The sequence below is a fragment of the Enterobacter cloacae complex sp. 385G4 genome (assembly GCF_057320665.1).
On the sequence record NZ_JBXWDD010000001.1, the window covers coordinates 220,726 to 239,050 of the forward strand.

General features: G+C 60.3%; 16 protein-coding genes. 3 read left to right on the forward strand and 13 right to left on the reverse strand.

Annotated features, from left to right (window positions below):
• The first annotated feature begins 55 nt into the window (after positions 1-55).
• Entirely contained in the window at positions 56-1,498 is a 1,443-nt protein-coding gene (gene selO / locus AC2FAJ_RS01220; protein WP_485453710.1) for a protein adenylyltransferase SelO, read from the forward strand.
• A 43-nt stretch (positions 1,499-1,541) separates the two neighbouring features.
• Here the strand turns inward: selO and AC2FAJ_RS01225 are convergent, their stop codons facing one another.
• Genes AC2FAJ_RS01225 through AC2FAJ_RS01245 form a run of 5 tightly spaced genes read right to left on the reverse strand, consistent with a single transcriptional unit; the run spans position 1,542 to position 6,316 of the window.
• Positions 1,542-2,312: a 3-hydroxybutyrate dehydrogenase gene (locus AC2FAJ_RS01225; protein ID WP_485453711.1), complete on the reverse strand. Its 771-nt coding sequence runs from the start codon at positions 2,310-2,312 to the stop codon at positions 1,542-1,544.
• A gap of 10 nt (positions 2,313-2,322) precedes the next feature.
• The gene (locus AC2FAJ_RS01230; RefSeq protein ID WP_202815537.1) at positions 2,323-3,717 is read right to left on the reverse strand and encodes a GntP family permease; all 1,395 of its coding nucleotides are present in this window, start codon (positions 3,715-3,717) and stop codon (positions 2,323-2,325) included.
• 41 nt (positions 3,718-3,758) lie between these two features.
• Entirely contained in the window at positions 3,759-4,940 is a 1,182-nt protein-coding gene (locus tag AC2FAJ_RS01235) for an acetyl-CoA C-acetyltransferase (protein WP_045630145.1), read from the reverse strand.
• A gap of 9 nt (positions 4,941-4,949) precedes the next feature.
• Positions 4,950-5,606: a CoA transferase subunit B gene (locus tag AC2FAJ_RS01240; protein WP_041910432.1), complete on the reverse strand. Its 657-nt coding sequence runs from the start codon at positions 5,604-5,606 to the stop codon at positions 4,950-4,952.
• 2 nt (positions 5,607-5,608) lie between these two features.
• A complete protein-coding gene (locus tag AC2FAJ_RS01245; RefSeq protein WP_028012827.1) occupies positions 5,609-6,316 on the reverse strand; it encodes a CoA transferase subunit A in 708 nt (235 codons plus the stop codon).
• 140 nt (positions 6,317-6,456) lie between these two features.
• Between AC2FAJ_RS01245 and AC2FAJ_RS01250 the strand changes: the two genes are divergently transcribed.
• Complete coding sequence (locus AC2FAJ_RS01250; protein ID WP_485453712.1) at positions 6,457-7,380, forward strand: LysR family transcriptional regulator; 924 nt, start codon at positions 6,457-6,459, stop codon at positions 7,378-7,380.
• Here the strand turns inward: AC2FAJ_RS01250 and AC2FAJ_RS01255 are convergent.
• The 8 genes from AC2FAJ_RS01255 to ppsR all read right to left on the reverse strand — a co-directional run bounded on the left by AC2FAJ_RS01255 (position 7,347) and on the right by ppsR (position 15,481).
• Positions 7,347-8,126: a heme ABC transporter ATP-binding protein gene (locus AC2FAJ_RS01255; protein WP_485453713.1), complete on the reverse strand. Its 780-nt coding sequence runs from the start codon at positions 8,124-8,126 to the stop codon at positions 7,347-7,349. The two genes, AC2FAJ_RS01250 and AC2FAJ_RS01255, sit on opposite strands and share 34 nt — an antisense overlap.
• The gene (locus tag AC2FAJ_RS01260; RefSeq protein WP_060572877.1) at positions 8,119-9,111 is read right to left on the reverse strand and encodes a FecCD family ABC transporter permease; all 993 of its coding nucleotides are present in this window, start codon (positions 9,109-9,111) and stop codon (positions 8,119-8,121) included. Before AC2FAJ_RS01260 ends, AC2FAJ_RS01255 begins: the two co-directional genes overlap by 8 nt.
• Positions 9,111-9,932: a heme/hemin ABC transporter substrate-binding protein gene (locus AC2FAJ_RS01265; protein WP_485453714.1), complete on the reverse strand. Its 822-nt coding sequence runs from the start codon at positions 9,930-9,932 to the stop codon at positions 9,111-9,113. Before AC2FAJ_RS01265 ends, AC2FAJ_RS01260 begins: the two co-directional genes overlap by 1 nt.
• Positions 9,929-10,957 (reverse strand): hemin-degrading factor, encoded by a 1,029-nt coding sequence (locus AC2FAJ_RS01270; protein WP_485453715.1) that lies wholly within the window; start codon positions 10,955-10,957, stop codon positions 9,929-9,931. Before AC2FAJ_RS01270 ends, AC2FAJ_RS01265 begins: the two co-directional genes overlap by 4 nt.
• A gap of 35 nt (positions 10,958-10,992) precedes the next feature.
• Entirely contained in the window at positions 10,993-12,975 is a 1,983-nt protein-coding gene (locus AC2FAJ_RS01275; RefSeq protein ID WP_485453716.1) for a TonB-dependent hemoglobin/transferrin/lactoferrin family receptor, read from the reverse strand.
• 72 nt (positions 12,976-13,047) lie between these two features.
• Positions 13,048-13,236 (reverse strand): hemin uptake protein HemP, encoded by a 189-nt coding sequence (gene hemP, locus AC2FAJ_RS01280; RefSeq protein ID WP_045261817.1) that lies wholly within the window; start codon positions 13,234-13,236, stop codon positions 13,048-13,050.
• Positions 13,237-13,448: 212 nt separating this feature from the next.
• Positions 13,449-14,495 (reverse strand): 3-deoxy-7-phosphoheptulonate synthase AroH, encoded by a 1,047-nt coding sequence (gene aroH / locus AC2FAJ_RS01285; protein WP_485453717.1) that lies wholly within the window; start codon positions 14,493-14,495, stop codon positions 13,449-13,451.
• Between the two features lie 152 nt (positions 14,496-14,647).
• Positions 14,648-15,481: a posphoenolpyruvate synthetase regulatory kinase/phosphorylase PpsR gene (gene ppsR / locus AC2FAJ_RS01290; protein WP_028012835.1), complete on the reverse strand. Its 834-nt coding sequence runs from the start codon at positions 15,479-15,481 to the stop codon at positions 14,648-14,650.
• Positions 15,482-15,816: 335 nt separating this feature from the next.
• On the opposite strand from ppsR, the gene ppsA reads away from it, so the two are divergent.
• Positions 15,817-18,195 (forward strand): phosphoenolpyruvate synthase, encoded by a 2,379-nt coding sequence (gene ppsA, locus AC2FAJ_RS01295; RefSeq protein WP_028012836.1) that lies wholly within the window; start codon positions 15,817-15,819, stop codon positions 18,193-18,195.
• The last annotated feature ends 130 nt before the right edge of the window (positions 18,196-18,325 follow it).

Below are 18,325 nucleotides of genomic sequence, written 5' to 3' on the forward strand. Positions count from 1 at the left end.
CTTTCGCCCGTGTTTAAGTCCGGGTAAACCCTCTACACTAAAGGCAGGAGGACTTATGACCCTGTCTTTTACTGCTCACTGGCATGACGAGTTGCCTGGCTTTTACACCGCACTCAAACCAACACCGTTACATAATTCACGTCTTATCTGGCATAACGATCGGCTGGCCGATGAGCTGGCCATTCCGCCCGATCTGTTTCAGCGTTCAGACAGTGCTGGCGTCTGGGGAGGCGAGACGCTTCTCCCCGGTATGCAGCCTCTGGCTCAGGTCTATAGCGGACACCAGTTTGGCGTCTGGGCGGGGCAGCTGGGTGACGGCAGGGGGATCCTGCTCGGCGAACAACGGCTTCCCAACGGGGAGACGGTTGACTGGCATCTGAAAGGCGCAGGTCTTACCCCTTACTCACGAATGGGCGACGGGCGCGCGGTATTGCGGTCAACGATACGCGAAAGTCTGGCATCCGAAGCGATGCATGCGCTGGGGATTCCCACCACCCGCGCGCTGTCGATCGTCACCAGCGACACGCCGGTGACGCGCGAAACGGTGGAAAAGGGGGCGATGCTGATGCGCATAGCGCAAAGCCATCTCCGCTTTGGTCATTTTGAGCACTTTTACTATCGCCGCGAGCCGGACAAGGTTCGCCAGCTCGCGGACTTCGCCATTCGCCACCACTGGGCGCATCTGCAGAATGAGGAGGATAAATACGTTCTCTGGTTCCGGGACGTGGTTGCCCGTACCGCCACGATGATTGCGCGCTGGCAAACGGTGGGCTTTGCTCACGGGGTCATGAACACGGACAATATGTCGATTCTCGGCCTGACCTTTGATTACGGTCCGTTTGGTTTCCTGGACGATTATCAGCCGGGGTATATCTGCAACCATTCCGACTATCAGGGGCGTTACAGCTTTGACAATCAGCCGGCGGTTGGGCTGTGGAACCTCCAGCGGCTTGCACAAACCTTATCGCCGTTTATCGACGTTGATGCCCTGAACGATGCGCTCGACAGCTATCAGGACCTTTTGCTGCGGGAATACGGCACGCTGATGCGTAACAAGCTGGGGCTGAAGACCCAGGAGAAGGGCGACAACGACATCGTCAATGGCCTGTTTGCCCTGATGGCGCGTGAAGGAAGCGATTACACCCGCACCTTCCGAATGCTGGGCCAGACGGAGCAGCACAGCGCCGCCTCGCCGCTGCGCGACGAGTTTATTGACCGTCAGGCGTTTGACGACTGGTTTGCAAAGTACCGCACGCGGCTGCAGCAGGAGCAGGTAGACGACGCTACCCGTCAGGCGCAGATGAACGCAGCGAATCCCGCGATGGTATTACGCAACTGGCTGGCGCAGCGGGCGATTGAGCAGGCAGAGCAGGGTGATTACGACGAGTTACACCGGCTGCATCTGGCGTTGCGCACGCCGTTTGCCGACAGGGATGATGACTACGTCAGCCGCCCGCCTGACTGGGGCAAGCGGCTGGAGGTCAGCTGCTCAAGCTAGCGATTTTAGCCGGGCGGCGACGTTGCCTTACCCGGCCTGTTCATCACTGAGCAACCCAGCCGCCATCCATATTCCACGCAGCGCCGCGAACGTTCACGGCGCCGTCGCTGCACAAAAACAGCGCCAGCTCGCCCAGTTGTTCCGGGGTAACAAATTCCCCTGAAGGGTGTTTCTCCGCCAGAAGTTGTTCGCGAGCCTGCTCCGGCGGTACGCCGTCCGCGATACGTTTGTCGATTTGCTGCTGCACCAGCGGGGTCAGTACCCAGCCGGGGCAAATAGTATTGGCGGTAATACCCGTGCGGGCGGTTTCCAGCGCCAGGGATTTGGTAAAGCCCACCACGCCGTGCTTGGCCGCAACGTAGGCCGATTTCTCTTTCGACGCGACCAGCCCGTGAACGGAGGCGATATTGATGACGCGCCCCCAGTTTTTATCCCGCATGGCCGGCAGCGCCAGCCGGCTGGTGTGAAACACCGCGGAAAGATTAATGGCGATAATGTCGTTCCATTTCTCTACCGGGAAGGCGTCAACCGGGGCCACGTGCTGGATCCCGGCGTTGTTCACAAGAATGTCCACGCCGCCAAACTGCGATTCGGCGTAGCGCATCATGGCCTCAATCTGCAATACGTCCCGCAGATCCGCATCGTGATAGCCCGGCTTTTTGCCCAGTTGCGCAATCTCTTCCCGTGCCGATGCGCTGTCGCCGAAGCCGTTGAGGATCAGCTGCGCGCCCGCCTTCGCCAGCACGCGGGCGATCCCCAGACCAATGCCGCTGGTTGAGCCGGTTACCAGGGCGGTTTTACCGTTCAGATTCATTTTTCTCTCCTTACACAATGCCGGTCAGATAGAACACGGCAATGACAAAAAGTACTGCCAGACTTTTAATGATGGTGATAGCGAAAATGCCGCCGTAGGCCTGGCGATGGCTCAGGCCGGTGATAGCCAGCAGGGTAATCACCGCGCCGTTATGGGGAAGGGTATCCATTCCGCCGCTCGCCATCGAGGCCACGCGGTGCAGCACCTCAAGCGGGATATTGGCCGCATGGGCGGCGGCGACAAACGAGTCGGACATGGCGGCAAGGGCAATACTCATCCCGCCGGACGCCGAACCAGTGATCCCCGCGAGCACGGTCACGCTGATGGCCTCATTTAGCAGCGGATTCGGAATGGCCGCCAGCGCTTTGGATAACACCAGGAACCCAGGCAGCGCCGCGATAACCGCGCCGAAACCGTATTCCGAGGCGGTATTCATCGCCGCCAGAATGGCTCCGCTCACCGCCGTTCGGCTGCCTTCAGCCAGACGCCCCCGGATATTGCGAAAGCCAAAAATCAGCACCAGCACGATACCGGCGATCAGCGCCGCCTCCACGGCCCAGATGGCGGTGATCTTGCCCACCTCGGTCACAATCGGTTTCGCCAGGCCGGGCAGGGTAAGCTCGTGACTCACGCCGTACCAGCCGGGGATCCAGCGGGTAAACAGCAGGTTCAGTATGCCCACCACCAGCAGCGGGGAGATAGCAATCAGCGGATGCGGGAGATTAATGTTATCCGGCGTCTCGGGTTCATTTTTCAGATCCGTGCCGTAACCCTCGTTGTTGCTGAGCGCCTTACGCCGCTGGCGCTCCAGCCAGAGCAGGCCAAAGACGATAATAAACAGAGAGCCGATAAGCCCCAGCCACGGGGCCGCCCAGGCGTTCGTGCCGAAGAAGCTGGTGGGGATGATATTCTGGATCTGCGGCGTGCCGGGCAGGGCGTCCATGGTAAACGAGAATGCCCCCAGCGCCACGGTGGCCGGGATCAGCCGCTTAGGGATGCCGCTCTGGCGAAACAGCTCGGCGGCAAACGGGTACACCGCAAACGCCACCACGAACAGCGAAACGCCGCCGTAGGTTAACAGCGCGCACACCAGGACAATCACCGGGATGGCGTGTCGACGCCCGAGGATCTGGATTGCGGCGGCGACGATGGAGCGTGAGAAGCCGGAAAGCTCAATCAGCTTGCCAAACACCGCACCCAGCAGGAACACCGGGAAGTAGAGCTTGACGAAGCCCACCATCTTTTCCATAAACAGGCCGGTAAACGTCGGGCCGACGGCACCCGGATCGGTCAGCAGCACGGCACCGAGCGCCGCGATCGGCGCAAACAAAATAACGCTGTATCCGCGGTAGGCCGCCAGCATCAGCAGTGCCAGCGCCGCCAGGGCTATTAACACACTCATTATGACTCCTCACTTTACTTATTATTCGGGTACCAACGAGAGGTTTAACGCTCGACGGTCAGGGCAATGCCTTGTCCGCCGCCTACGCACAGGGTGACGAGCCCTTTTTTGACGTCACGGCGCTGCATTTCGTACAGCAGGGTCACGAGGATTCGGCAGCCGGAAGCACCAATCGGATGGCCCAGGGCGATGGCACCGCCGTTAACGTTGACCTTGCGCTCATCCCAGCCGAGCTGCTGGCCCACCGCCAGCGCCTGGGCGGCAAAGGCTTCATTGGCTTCAATGAGATCCACCTCGTCGAGCGTCCAGCCCGCCCGCGCCAGCGCCGTCCGGCAGGCGCTGACCGGGCCCATGCCCATTACTGAAGGGTCAACGCCCGTCACGGCGTAACTCACGATGCGGCCAAGGACAGGCAATCCGCTCTCCCGCGCCTTTTCCTCGCTCATCAGCAGCACCGCGGCGGCACCGTCGTTGAGTGTGGAGGCATTCCCCGCCGTGACGGTGCCTTCCTCGTGCAAAAAGGCGGGGCGCAACTGCGCAAGCTGCTCTGCAGTAGTGCCTGGTCGGGGCTGTTCGTCACGATCAATAACCAGAGGCGGCTTTTTACCCTGTTTCACCGTCACCGGCGCTATCTCGGCGTCAAGCCGGCCGGACTCAATGGCGGACGCCGCTTTTTGCTGCGAGCGGGCGGCGAAGGCGTCCTGCTGCTCGCGGGAAATGTCATACTCGCGGGCGACGTTTTCAGCGGTGATCCCCATGTGGTAATCGTTGAATGCGTCCCACAGGCCGTCGGTAATCATGCTGTCCTTGAGGCCCGCATGCCCGAAACGTAGCCCGGCACGTGCGCCGTCCAGCAGATATGGGGCGTTGCTCATGCTCTCCTGACCGCCGGCGATAACCACCTCCGCGTCGCCGCAGCGGATCGCCTGGGCGGCGAGCTGGACCGCTTTTAAGCCCGCGCCGCACACCAGGTTGACGGTGGTCGCCGGCGTGCTGACGGGCAACCCGGCGCCGATGGCCGTCTGGCGGGCGGGGTTTTGCCCGCATCCGGCCGTCAGCACCTGGCCGAAAATCATTTCATCTACCTGTTCGGCGCTGAGACCACTGTTCTCCAGCAGGTGCCGTACCGTGACGGCCCCAAGCTCAACCGCAGAAAGGGACGAGAGCGATCCGCGAAAACTGCCAATGGGGGTTCGCGTTGCCCCGACAATCATGACCTTTTTCATGCTGACCCCTCAGGTGAAGCGCATCTCGCGCACGTCGTCCGCCACAATGATTTTCCCTGCCGTTTTACGCACGATCTCGTCAATACTGACGCCCGGGGCGTATTCCCGCAGGATGAACGCGCCGTCCTGAATTTCCAGCAGCGCGAGATCGGTCAGGACCCGACGGATACAGCCCGCGCCCGTGAGCGGCAGCGTGCAGCGCGGCAGCAGCTTCGACTCACCGCTCTTTGAGGCGTGGGTCATCACCACAATGATGTTCTGCGCCCCGGCAACGAGATCCATCGCGCCGCCCATGCCCTTCACCATCTTCCCGGGGATCATCCACGAGGCGATGTTGCCCTCCACGTCCACTTCAAATGCGCCCAGCACGGTCAGGTCCACGTGGCCGCCGCGGATCATGGCAAACGACTGGGCCGAGTCGAAAATGGCCGCGCCGGTCCGCGCGGTCACGGTCTGTTTACCGGCGTTGATCATGTCAGGATCAAGGGTCTGCTCGTCGGGAAAAGCCCCCATCCCCAGCAGGCCGTTTTCCGACTGCAGCATCACGTCCATCCCGTCCGGAATGTAGTTCGCCACCAGGGTAGGGATGCCGATCCCCAGGTTGACGTAATAACCGTCACGCAGCTCGCGGGCGACGCGCATGGCCATCTGTTCACGGGTTAACATCGTCACACTCCTTGCGCGCGCAGAGTGCGCTGCTCAATGCGTTTTTCAAACTGGCCGACAATCAGCCTGTCGACGTAAATTCCCGGGGTGTGAATGGCCGACGGGGGCAGTTCACCCGGCGGAACAATCTCTTCCACCTCCACCACCGTGATCCGGCCCGCCGTTGCCATCAGCGGATTAAAGTTTTGCGCGGTATGGCGATAGATGACGTTGCCGTACCAGTCCGCTTTCCAGCCCTTGATCAGCGCGAAGTCGCCGACGATCGCCTCCTCGAGGATGTAGTGCTTCCCCGCGAACTGGCGCACGTCCTTGCCGGTCGCCACGGGCGTGCCGTAGCCGGTGGCCGTATAAAACGCCGGAATACCGGCCCCGCCCGCGCGCACCTTTTCCGCCAGCGTGCCCTGCGGCGTAAGCTCAATTTCCAGCTCGCCGCTCAGCACCTGCTGCTCAAACAGCGCGTTTTCGCCGACGTAAGAGGCCACCACTTTGCGAACCTGCCGCGTTTCGAGCAGTATCCCCAGGCCGAATCCATCCACGCCGCAGTTGTTTGACACCACGGTCAAATCTCTCACCTGACGGCGCCGGACCTCCGCAATCAGGTTCTCCGGAATGCCGCACAGGCCGAAGCCGCCCGCCAGCAAGGTCATTCCGTCCGTCAGCCCGTCCAGCGCCTGCGCATAGCTGCCGACGCGCTTATCCAGTCCTGCCATAGTCATCCCTCCCGTTAACCGTGCCGGTATCATTAGGGGCGGCGACTCATTTGTTAATTTTGAATTTGTGACCCACTCATTTGGTTTTCTTATTAATTTCCTGTTAACTAATTCTTTTCAATTAGTTAACAGGATGAAAAATGAGAATGAGTGTCAAACAGTTACGCGCGTTTTTAGCGGTAGCTCACACTCTCAATTTCGCGCACGCCAGCGAACGCTTAAATCTCTCCCAGCCGGCCCTGAGCCTGACGATTAAGAGTCTGGAAGACGCGCTCGGCGGCCCGCTGCTGCAGCGGAGCACGCGCAAGGTTGCCCTTACGCAGGAAGGGGAGACGTTTCTGCCGATGGCGCGGCAACTGCTTGCCGACTGGGATAATGTGGAGGAGGCGATGCACCAGTGCTTTACCCTGCAGCGCGGCAAAATCTCGGTCGCGGCGATGCCTTCATTTGCCGCCAACGTTTTACCGGAGGTGCTCAAGGCGTTTCGCGATCGCCACGCCGGGATCAACGTCACCGTGCATGACGTCATTAACGAGCAGGTGATTGAGATGGTGCGGGAAGGGCGGGTTGAGATGGGGATCGCCTTTGAGCCGGCCCCCACGCACAACCTGCTGTTTACGCCGCTGGGGCTCGACAGGTTTGTCGCCATTGTGCCGAAGGACTCCGGGCTGGCGGGCAAAAAGCGGCTGGCCTGGGAAGAGCTACTGACGCTGGATTTTATTACCCTGCAGCGCCCGTCGGCGGTACGTCTGATGATGGAGGAGGAGCTGGCCCGAAGCGGCAGAAAGCTGGACGTGGCGCTGGAGAGTCATCAGCTGGTGACGGTAGGTCGCATGGTCGCCAGCGGGCTGGGCGGCAGTGCCGTACCGGCGCTCTGCGAAGCGCAGATGACGGCGCTGGGCGCGGTCTGTATACCGCTGGATAATCCGCCCATTGAAAAGTGCATCGGAGCAATCCATCCGGGGCACACGCAGCTCTCTAAAGCGGCGCATGCCCTGCTGGAAACGCTGAAGGATTTTTACCAGCCCGCTCACGGGGCGAGAAATACCTGCGGTACGGGGTGATCCGGATGGCTGCCGACGCGCACCTGCGCGCCGTACCAGCGCGCCAGCGTCCCGGCCTGCAGCACGTCCTCCGGTGTGCCACTGGAGACCAGCCTGCCGTTGTGCAACAGCAGAATGCGATCCGCCCACAGCGCCGCCAGATTGAGATCGTGCAGCACCACGCACACGTGGAGATGACCCCGACGGGTCAGGGATCTCATCAGGCGCAGCAGATGCTGCTGGTGGTAGAGATCCAGCGCGGAGGTGGGCTCATCAAGAAACAGCCAGCCGCGCGGGGCTCCGTCGCACCAGAGCTGGGCCAGCGCGCGGGCGAGCTGGATCCGCTGCTGCTCGCCGCCGGAGAGCGTCGAATAGCGTCTGCCCGCCAGCGGTAGACAGCCCGTTATCGCCATCACTTCCTCAACTACCGACGCTTCAGAGGAGCGAGTCCAGGGCGCGCGTCCCATACCGACCACTGCGTCCACCGGCCAGTCGAATCCGGGCTGAGTATTCTGGCGCATCACCGCCCGGTAGCGCGCGAGGGTATCCGGCGGCCAGTCCGCAAGCGGCGTTCCGGCCAGAGTGCAGCGTCCGCTTGCGGGCTTGAGATAGCCGGTAAGCAGCCGCAATAACGTCGATTTCCCGGCACCGTTGGGGCCAATCAGGGCGACCAGCTCACCCTGAGAGAGGGTAAGCGACACATCGTCGATCAGCGTCCGCTGCCCGGCGTGAAAGAAAATCTTCTCTGCACAATAGCGTTCAGCCATGCGTACCTCCGCGACGAAAGATAAGCCACAGGAACCACGGCGCGCCGAGAAGGCTGGTCAATAACCCGACGGGCATCTCCGCCGGAGAGACCAGGGTGCGCGCCAGCGTGTCGGCAACCAGCAGCAGCAGCGCACCGGCCAGCACCGAGCCGGGTACGACGGCCCGGTGGTCGGCCCCCAGCCACATGCGCATCAGATGCGGCACCACAAGGCCAATAAAGCCGATCACGCCGCTGACGGCTACCGCCGCGGCAACTAGCAGGGCGCTGCACAGCAGCAGGATCCGCTGTACCATCGCGACATCCACCCCGAGATAGTGCGCCTCTTCATCGCCCAGCTGCAGCAGGTTGAGCGGGGCGGCCAGCCGCCAGATAATCAGCACCGCGGGCACCATCAGCGACGTTACCGCCAGCAGGGTGGACCACTGCGCCTGCCCGAGGCTGCCCATTCCCCAGAGGGAAAGCTGGCGAAGCTGGGCATCATTGCTGAGCCATGAGAGCACCCCGACGGCCGCGCCGCACAGGGCGTTGATGGCGATCCCCACCAGCAGCAGGCGGGACAGGGAGCCGTGACGCTGCTGGCTGAGCAGGAAGATAATAACGGTTGCGGCCAGTGCACCGAGGAACGCCGCGAGCATCGGGGCATACAGCATCAGCAGGGCAGGTAACGCGGCGGGAATGACCACCCACAGCGCCACCGCCAGCGCCGCGCCGCTGCTGATCCCCAGCAGACCCGGGTCCGCCAGCGGGTTGCGGAACAGCCCCTGCATCACACAGCCGGCCAGCGCCAGCGCTCCGCCAATCACCAGCGCCAGCAGTACTCGGGGCAGGCGAATGGTAAGCCAGATCTGACGCATGGCCTCATCGCTGCCGCTCCACAGCAGGCTGATCGGCAGGTGCAGTGCCCCAAAACCGGTCGCGGTGAGCGTCATGATGCTCAGGATCGCGGCCAGCATCCACAACGACAAGGCGATCCGCCGGGACATCAGGGCAGTTGCTCCGCTTTGGCGCGCAGCTGCTGGATGGCATCCGGCGTTCGCACGCTGAAGCCCAGCAGCGCCATATCATCAATCGCCAGCACCTGCCTGTTCCGTCCCGCCGGGGTTTGCGCCAGACCGGGCAGCTTCCACAGGTTTTCTTCGCCGCCCAGCGCGTTCACGCCGTCCTGCGAAATCACCACCAGATCGGGCTGGCTGGCAATGACCCCTTCCTGAGACAGCGGCTGATAGCGGGTGAATCCCTGCATCGCGTTCTGCAGCCCGGCGGCACGGATGGCGGCGTCTGCACCGGTCTGCTGCCCGGCGGCCATTGCGGTCATTCCCCCGTGGTTGAGGATAAACAGCACCCGCTTGTTGAGGGGCGCGGAGGGCAGGGCCGCCAGCGCCTGACGCAGCGTGTGGCGCAGGGCTTCCCCCTCGGCTTCATGGTGCGTAGCGTTGGCAATCACCCGAACCTTTTCGTCAATGACGCTCAGGTCGTTGCGGCCGGGAACGGTTACTACCCTGACGTGACTTTGTTCGACCTGCTTCAACGCCAGAGACGGCTGCGCCTGGTCGCTGGCCAGCACCAGCGTGGGGTGCATGGACAAAATGCCTTCGGCGTTAAGCTGGCGTAAATATCCCACGTCAGGCAGATCGTTTGCCGCCTGCGGCCACTGGCTGGTGCTGTCGCGCGCGACCAGCGAAGACTGCGCGCCAAGCGCGTAGACAATCTCCGTCACGTCGCCGCCAAGGGCGACAATTTTCTCCTGCGCGGCGGCAAACGCCACCAGAGTCAGGGCGCTCAGCAGGGCTAACCACGTTTTCATGCGGCCAGCCCTTTTGGCGTCAGGGCGTCAATCTGGCTGCGCCACTGGCTCTGCTCCGGCTCACCTTCGGTACGCTGGCCGTAAAGCTGGGCGATTTGCGTGCCGTCGGCGGCAAACAGCTCCAGGCTGGTGACGTGGCCGTCAGCCGTGGGCTTGCGCGTCACCCAGCTCTCTGCAATCGTCTCCTCCAGCAGATGCAGGGTAAAGGCAGGGTTAAAGACGTTCAGCCAGCCTTTCATCGGCACGACTTTTTCCACCGCGCCGGTGAAGATCTGCACGCAGCCGCGGTTGCCGACGAAGACCATGATTTCGTTGCCGTCCCGGCGTGCCGCTTCCAGCAGCTGTGCCAGCGCGCTGTTCTCCACCTTACAGGCCAGGTCGTCGCCCACCAGGCGAAACGCCTGCTGACGGCTGAGATTGTGGCGCTTGAGCAGGCTGAAGAACTGATGCACGTCGGTCATGGCGCGCCACTCCTTGTCCACCAGAGCGGCATCCGCGTTTTCGGCGTGAGCCGGGACACCCCCAGCGCTCAGCTCAAGCGGCGGGTTATCGGCAAAGATAAAGCGGGTCAGCACGTCGCCCCAGGCGGCGAGGTCGGTGTTGTCCGTGGTGTAGACCTTCAGCACCGCATCGCCCTGACGATCGAAGAACTGAATGCTCTGTCGCTCGCCGCGGGCGGTGGTTTCGCTGAGGTGAAACGCGCTCGCCCACTGGTTGAGGAACAGGCGCAGATCCAGCGCGCGCGGGTTCAGCACCAGCCCGGCGTGGCCGTTCAGGTGCTGGTTGGTGAAGCTGCCCACCTGCTCGTGAACGGCATACTCGTTGCGGCAGATGCACTTGGTTTCACCCACGGCTTCCAGCGCGCCCAGAATATCGCGGATTTCGCCGCGCAGTCGCCAGGCGTCATGGCCCACGCGGGAAAAGGTCAGCTCCGCTTCGCTGATGTTCATTAACCCTGCGATGTCTCGCGCATACTTACCCGGATTTTCTTCTTTTAGCTCAAGCCAGCGTGCGTAGTGATGCATTGTCTTATCCTTCTGAAGAGTGGCCCCGAAGGGAATTACCACTGATAGCTTACGAAAATCTTGCCGTTACGACCGTCCTGCGGAATACCCTGTGGAGACCAGTACTCCTTATCAAAGGCGTTGCCGAGCACCAGCGTGGTGGTGACGCCCTTGAGCTGCTCCTGGCCCTTATAGCTGACGTAGAAATCGTTAACCGCATAGCCCGGTTGCTTGCTGTAGCTGCTGCTGACGTGGGTTGAGCGATCGGCAAAGGTGCCGATCCAGCCCACGGAGAAACCGCTTTGCGCCACCGGAACGTCCAGCTTGCTGGTGACGGTGTCCGGGTTGATGCTGGAGATGTACTCCCCGGTATCGGTATCTTTCCCGCGCGTGCGGTTATAGGCCACGTCGAGGCTAAACAGATCGGCCGAGTATTTTGCCATCACGTCCCAGCCCCAGATTTTGGCGTTCGGAACGTTGTACGACATGGTGGTCGCGGCGGCAAAATCGACGGTTGTGGAGATATAGTCTTTGGCTTTGGTATCGAAATAGCTGGCCTTAAACTCCAGCGCATCGTTGGCAAGCATCAGATCGTCAAAGCGCAGGCCAAAACCAAACTCCTGCGTTTCGTTGGTTTCCGGGCGCAGGTTCGGGTTCGGCACCCAGTAGTTGGTGTAGAAGCGTCCAATGGAGAAGTGTTTGGCGTCGTTATACATCTCACCCATGGTCGGCGCGCGGAAGGCCTGCGCGTAAGATCCGAACAGCATCAGCCAGTCGGTGGGGCTGACGGTTAACCCGGCGCGGGAGGACCATTTATCGGCATCGACATCGTCGTAGCCATTGCTGCTGCCGCGGTAGTTGTCATACCGCGTGCCGCCCAGAAGGGTGACGGGCAGATCGCGCAGGGTGATTTCATCCTGCAGCCAGCCGGAGCTGAAGTCGATTTTCGCCTCCGGGAAGCCGGTCGTGGACCCGCCCGGACGCTGCTCCTGACGATAATATTCTCCGCCGTAGGTCAGCAGGTGAGAGGCAAAAGAGTCGCTGAACAGGCGGGTTCGGTTTTCCACCTTGCCGCCTTTGGTGGTCTGCTTGCGGAACTCGCCGGTGCTGTCGATGTTCTGGGCATTAATGCGCGCTTCGGACCAGTAAACCTTCGCATCGGCGTTCAGCCAGTCGTATCCTTCCGGCGCAATGTGGTAGCCAATCTGCGCATCGCGCTGGATGGTGGAGCGGTCGGTCATCGGGTTGCTGCTATTGGCATCAGAGGTTTGCGGGTTTTTCGGCTCCTGCGCGGCGTTGTTGTAATAGCGCAGGGCGCCGCTCAGCGTCTGGGCCTGGTCGATTTTCCAGCTGCCTTTCGCCAGCATGTTATTGATGGATTCGTCGTTCGGCGCCGTCGCACCGTCGCTCTGGCGGATATCTCCGCGGTCGCGGCTGGACCACGATACCAGGCCGTCCAGGGTATCGGTACGGCCATAGGCGCTGGCCCCCAGGCCGAGGCTGTGGTCCCCCGTTGCGCCGGTACCAAACACGCGATAACCGCTGTTTTTGCCCGGTTCCAGCAGATCTTTGGCGTCGACGGTGTCATAGGAGATGACGCCACCCAGCGCGCCGCTGCCGTAGAGCAGCGCAGACGGACCACGCACCACTTCAATACGTTTAATCAGCGCCGGATCGAGGAACGTGCTGTTGAGGTGCCCGGTGTCGGTACCCTGGCGCACGCCGTCGACCAGCACCAGAACGCCGCGGCGGTCATAGCCGCGCAGGTTAACGTCCTGACCGTTGGTGCGGCCGGTGCCGTCCAGCGTCAGACCGGGCACGTTGCGCAGCAGGTCGGCGGCAGAGCTGGCGGTCTGTTTTTCCGGGGCGGTGGCGTCAACCACGCTCACCATCATCGGGGCTTCGAAAGCGCTACGGGCGTTGCCTGTGGCGGTGACGGTTATTTCATCTGCGGCAGCAAACGCGGCGCCCGGCAGGGTGCTGACAATCGCCAGCGCCAGAAGGGACGGGCTTAAACGTGCGGTATGCAGGTGTAGCATAGCAACTCTCCATAAAGTATCGAAAGCGCTGGCTGCCTGGGGATCACCTGGGTGGCTGGCGAAAGTTTTGGTTTATTTTGTGAGGATCAATTTTCCGGCATTCGTCTGGCGCAGCAGATACTGCTGGCCGTCATGCTCGATAATCACCCGCCCCTCATCACCCAGCAGCGTTTTGCTGTCGATGCGACGATCGGTAGGGGCAGGGGACGGTGCTGTGTGCTTGTTCGCTGGCGTTGCCGCGCTGTTATCCGTAGGTGACATCATGTTTATAAATAACAATCAATGTAACAATGATAATCATTATCAATAAACTGCAAATTCACGGCAAGCGTTTTTGTGAAAATTGTGTGACGGGATCAAATTCAGGGGGAAGAAATGCGGCCTGATGCCCTCACCCCAACCCTCTCCCACCGGGAGAGTGAGAAGGGCGAGAACCGTTGGTCGGGTAAGCGCAGCGCCACCCGACGATAACATCAGAAGCGAGAATCAACCGCAGCTGCCAGCTTCTGCAGCAGCAGCTCGCTGTCTTCCCAGCTCAGGCACGGGTCGGTGATCGACTGGCCGTATACCATCTGCTGTCCGGCAACGATTTTCTGCGTGCCTTCTTTGATAAAGCTTTCGGCCATGATCCCGGCAACGGCGGTCGAGCCGCTGCGGATCTGCTGACAGACCTCATCGCAGACGTCAAGCTGGCGGCGATGCTGCTTCTGGCAGTTGCCGTGGCTGAAATCCACCACCAGATGTTCCGGCAGGTCGAATTCGGCCAGCGTTTCACAGGCGGCAGCGATGTCTTGTGCATGGTAATTAGGCTTCTTCCCGCCGCGCATAATGATATGCCCATACGGGTTACCGCTGGTCTGGTAGATGGTCATATGGCCGTTCTTGTCCGGCGACAGGAACATATGGCTGGCACGCGAGGCGCGGATCGCATCGACCGCAATCCGCGTGTTGCCGTCGGTCCCGTTTTTGAAGCCGACCGGACAGGAGAGGGCTGAGGCCATCTCGCGGTGGATTTGGCTTTCGGTAGTGCGCGCGCCAATCGCGCCCCAGCTGATCAGATCGGCGATAAACTGCCCGGTCACCATGTCGAGAAACTCGGTGGCCGTCGGCACGCCCAGCTCGTTGACCTGCAACAGCAGCTTGCGCGCCAGCTCGATGCCGTGGTTTACGCGATAGCTGCCGTTAAGGTCAGGGTCGGAAATCAGCCCCTTCCAGCCCACCACGGTACGCGGTTTTTCAAAGTAGGTGCGCATCACAATCTCAAGGCGATGCTGGTATTTTTCCCGCAGCCCCTGGAGCCGTTTTGCATAATCCATCGCGGCATCCAGATCGTGGATGGAGCAGGGCCCAATCACCACCAGAAGACGCTTGTCTTCACCATTGAGGATTTTTTCAATGCGGCGGCGGGAGGCCGTCACATGTTCCGCGACCGCGGCGGAAACGGGGTGCCGCTCGGCTAGTTCAGCCGGGGTGACCAGGCTGTCTATGCGCGCCGTGCGGAGTTCATCGGTTTTATTCATGACTTGTCTCAGAAAATTTTTGCTTCATCGGCAGACTACCGGGAAGTGATGGGCATCACATTAAACCAATCCCTGCTGATTTCAAGTTCGGGGCGACACCGCCCCGCTGTTGAAAAGGATGATACATGAATCTGAGCTAATGTACTAGCTTATTAGTACATGCGGCGGTTAAGCCCCATGATGTCGAGAATTTTGGTGGCGATCTCTTCTACCGAATAGTTCGTGCTGTTCAGCCACGGGATCTGGTTTTTGCGGTACAGGGCTTCCACTTCGGAGACCTCCATCCGGCACTGGCGCATCGAGGCGTAGCGGCTGTTCTCGCGGCGCTCTTCGCGGATCGCCGCGAGACGTTCCGGGTTAATCGTCAGGCCGAACAGCTTGTGCTGCAGCGGCTTAAGGGCGGCGGGCAGCACCAGGTTATCCATATCGTCAGCAATAAACGGGTAGTTGGCGGCGCGAATGCCGAACTGCATCGCCAGGTAGAGGCTGGTTGGCGTTTTGCCGCAGCGCGATACGCCAAGCAGGATCACCTGCGCCTGGTCGAGATTACGCAGAGAGATACCGTCGTCGTGCGCCAGGGTGTAATCGATGGCGGCAATACGCGCGTCATATTTGGTCAGGTTGCCGGGGTTCAGCCCGTGGGTTCGGTGGGCGATAGGCGTCGGGTCAAGCTTCAGTTCGCTCTGGAGCGGCGCCACCAGCGCCTGCACGATATCCTGGCAAAAGCCTTCACTTTGCAAAATGATGTGGCGAATCTCAGGAATAACGATGGAGTAGAACACCAGCGGGCGCACGCCGGTCTGCTGGAAGATGGCGTCAATCTGGTCCTTCACCGCTTTGGCACGGCTCTCATTTTCCACAAACGGCAGCGTGATGCTGTTAATCGAAACGGGGAATTGCGACATCACCGCGTGGCCCAGCACCTCGGCGGTGATCGCCGTACCATCAGAAATATAAAAAACGTGACGATCGACAGCATTATCCATTTTACCCACCCTGAATATCGGACCTAATTGCCTGAAAGCATAAATTAAAAAAGTTAATTGCACAGCAAAGAAGTTATCTGAATTTAAAATGAAATGATGTTTTTGATTTTCCTGAAAAGCGGATTTCATTTTTCAAATAGCGACTTTATTTTTGTGGTTTCTGGCTGAATATAGAGGAATCATCAGCTTATTGGCTGGTGGGAAACTATCCGAAAAGTTGAAAATTTAAATTGCTTACACGATTCACCGTTTTTTTAGCGCAAATAATTATGCCAGTATAAATACGTAGTCAGGTGTTACTTACTCCGATCAAATATCACAAAAGGATTGTTTCGATGTCCAACAATGGCTCGTCACCGCTGGTGCTTTGGTATAACCAACTCGGCATGAATGATGTAGACAGAGTTGGGGGCAAAAATGCCTCCCTGGGTGAAATGATTACAAATCTGTCCGGTATGGGTGTCTCCGTACCAAACGGGTTTGCCACGACCGCCGACGCGTTTAACCTGTTTTTAGACCAGAGCGGTGTAAACCAGCGCATTTACGACCTGCTGGATAAAACGGATATTGATGACGTCACCGAGCTTGCCAAAGCCGGGGCGCAGATCCGCCAGTGGATCATCGACACACCTTTCCAGCCGGAACTGGAAAAAGCTATCCATGACGCGTACAACCAGCTCTCCGCTGACGACGCGCAGGCCTCCTTTGCCGTACGTTCTTCCGCGACCGCAGAAGACATGCCGGACGCGTCGTTTGCCGGGCAGCAGGAAACCTTCCTGAACGTTCAGGGCTACGATGCGGTGCTGGTGGCGGTGAAGCACGTATTTGCTTCCCTGTTCAACGACCGCGCCATCTCCTATCGCGTGCACCAGGGCTATGACCATCGCGGCGTGGCGCTCTCCGCGGGCGTGCAGCGCATGGTGCGCTCGGACGTGGGTTCCTCCGGCGTGATGTTCTCCATTGATACCGAATCCGGCTTCGACCAGGTGGTGTTCATCACCTCCGCGTGGGGCCTGGGTGAGATGGTCGTGCAGGGCGCGGTGAACCCTGACGAATTCTACGTACACAAGCCTACGCTTGCCGCGGGCCGTCCGGCGGTGGTGCGCCGCACCATGGGCTCGAAAAAAATCCGCATGATTTATGCCCCAACCCAGGAGCATGGCAAGCAGGTTAAGATTGAAGATGTGCCGCAGGAGCAGCGCGACCGCTTCTCCCTGACCGACGCCGAAGTGCAGGAGCTGGCGAAGCAGGCGGTGCAGATTGAGAAACACTATGGCCGTCCGATGGATATCGAATGGGCGAAAGACGGGAACACCGGCAAGCTGTTTATCGTTCAGGCGCGCCCGGAAACCGTCCGCTCACGCGGTCAGGTAATGGAGCGTTATACGCTGCACGCGCAGGGTAAAATCGTGGCGGAAGGCCGCGCCATCGGTCACCGCATCGGTGCCGGTCCGGTCAAAGTGATCCACGACATCAGCGAGATGAACCGTATTGAGCCAGGCGACGTGCTGGTGACCGACATGACCGACCCGGACTGGGAACCGATCATGAAGAAAGCGTCGGCCATCGTCACCAACCGCGGCGGCCGTACCTGCCACGCGGCGATCATTGCCCGCGAGCTGGGGATCCCGGCGGTTGTCGGCTGCGGTGACGCCACCGAGCGCATGAAGGACGGGCAGAACGTGACCGTCTCCTGTGCCGAAGGCGACACCGGCTACGTCTACGCCGATATCCTTGACTTCAGCGTGAAGAGCTCCAGCGTGGATACCATGCCGGATCTGCCGCTGAAGATCATGATGAACGTGGGTAACCCGGACCGCGCGTTTGACTTCGCCTGCCTGCCGAACGAAGGCGTTGGCCTGGCGCGTCTGGAATTCATCATTAACCGCATGATCGGCGTTCACCCGCGCGCGCTGCTGGAGTTTGACGATCAGGACGCGAAGCTGCAGAACGAAATCCGCGAGATGATGAAAGGCTACGACTCGCCGAAAGAGTTCTACGTCGGCCGTCTGACCGAAGGGATCGCCACGCTGGGCGCAGCGTTCTACCCGAAACGCGTGATCGTGCGTCTGTCTGACTTTAAGTCTAACGAATACGCCAACCTGGTCGGCGGCGAGCGCTACGAGCCGGAAGAAGAGAACCCGATGCTGGGCTTCCGCGGCGCCGGACGCTACGTATCCGACAGCTTCCGCGACTGCTTCGCGCTGGAGTGTGAGGCGGTGAAACGCGTGCGCAACGACATGGGGCTGACCAACGTCGAAATCATGATCCCGTTCGTGCGTACCGTGGATCAGGCGAAAGCGGTGGTGGACGAGCTGGCGCGTCAGGGCCTGAAGCGCGGCGAAAACGGGCTGAAGATCATCATGATGTGTGAGATCCCGTCCAACGCCCTGCTGGCCGAGCAGTTCCTGGAACACTTCGACGGCTTTTCTATCGGCTCGAACGACATGACTCAGCTGACGCTGGGCCTGGACCGCGACTCCGGCGTGGTTTCCGAGCTGTTCGACGAGCGTAACGAGGCGGTGAAAGCGCTGCTTTCCATGTCCATCCGCGCGGCGAAGAAGCAGGGTAAATACGTCGGGATTTGCGGTCAGGGTCCATCCGACCATGAAGACTTTGCCGCCTGGCTGATGGAAGAGGGGATTGACAGCCTCTCCCTGAACCCGGACACGGTAGTGCAAACCTGGCTGAGCCTGGCGGAACTGAACAAGTAACGGCAACACGATCGCAAAAAGGCGAGGATTTTATTCCTCGCCTTTTTTATTTCACCTCAAATTTGCTCACCATCACAAATAATCTAAAAAACCAAATATCATAATTTGTCTGTTAATTAAGACAATTGTT

Bases quoted from the DNA above. Each gene is read 5' to 3' on its own strand.
- selO (WP_485453710.1), top strand. From the start codon at position 56: ATGACCCTGTCTTTTACTGCTCACTGGCATGACGAGTTGCCTGGCTTT.
- AC2FAJ_RS01225 (WP_485453711.1), bottom strand. From the start codon at position 2,312: ATGAATCTGAACGGTAAAACCGCCCTGGTAACCGGCTCAACCAGCGGC.
- AC2FAJ_RS01235 (WP_045630145.1), bottom strand. From the start codon at position 4,940: ATGAAAAAGGTCATGATTGTCGGGGCAACGCGAACCCCCATTGGCAGT.
- AC2FAJ_RS01240 (WP_041910432.1), bottom strand. From the start codon at position 5,606: ATGTTAACCCGTGAACAGATGGCCATGCGCGTCGCCCGCGAGCTGCGT.
- AC2FAJ_RS01245 (WP_028012827.1), bottom strand. From the start codon at position 6,316: ATGGCAGGACTGGATAAGCGCGTCGGCAGCTATGCGCAGGCGCTGGAC.
- AC2FAJ_RS01250 (WP_485453712.1), top strand. From the start codon at position 6,457: ATGAGAATGAGTGTCAAACAGTTACGCGCGTTTTTAGCGGTAGCTCAC.
- AC2FAJ_RS01255 (WP_485453713.1), bottom strand. From the start codon at position 8,126: ATGGCTGAACGCTATTGTGCAGAGAAGATTTTCTTTCACGCCGGGCAG.
- AC2FAJ_RS01260 (WP_060572877.1), bottom strand. From the start codon at position 9,111: ATGTCCCGGCGGATCGCCTTGTCGTTGTGGATGCTGGCCGCGATCCTG.
- AC2FAJ_RS01265 (WP_485453714.1), bottom strand. From the start codon at position 9,932: ATGAAAACGTGGTTAGCCCTGCTGAGCGCCCTGACTCTGGTGGCGTTT.
- AC2FAJ_RS01270 (WP_485453715.1), bottom strand. From the start codon at position 10,957: ATGCATCACTACGCACGCTGGCTTGAGCTAAAAGAAGAAAATCCGGGT.
- AC2FAJ_RS01275 (WP_485453716.1), bottom strand. From the start codon at position 12,975: ATGCTACACCTGCATACCGCACGTTTAAGCCCGTCCCTTCTGGCGCTG.
- hemP (WP_045261817.1), bottom strand. From the start codon at position 13,236: ATGTCACCTACGGATAACAGCGCGGCAACGCCAGCGAACAAGCACACA.
- aroH (WP_485453717.1), bottom strand. From the start codon at position 14,495: ATGAATAAAACCGATGAACTCCGCACGGCGCGCATAGACAGCCTGGTC.
- ppsR (WP_028012835.1), bottom strand. From the start codon at position 15,481: ATGGATAATGCTGTCGATCGTCACGTTTTTTATATTTCTGATGGTACG.
- ppsA (WP_028012836.1), top strand. From the start codon at position 15,817: ATGTCCAACAATGGCTCGTCACCGCTGGTGCTTTGGTATAACCAACTC.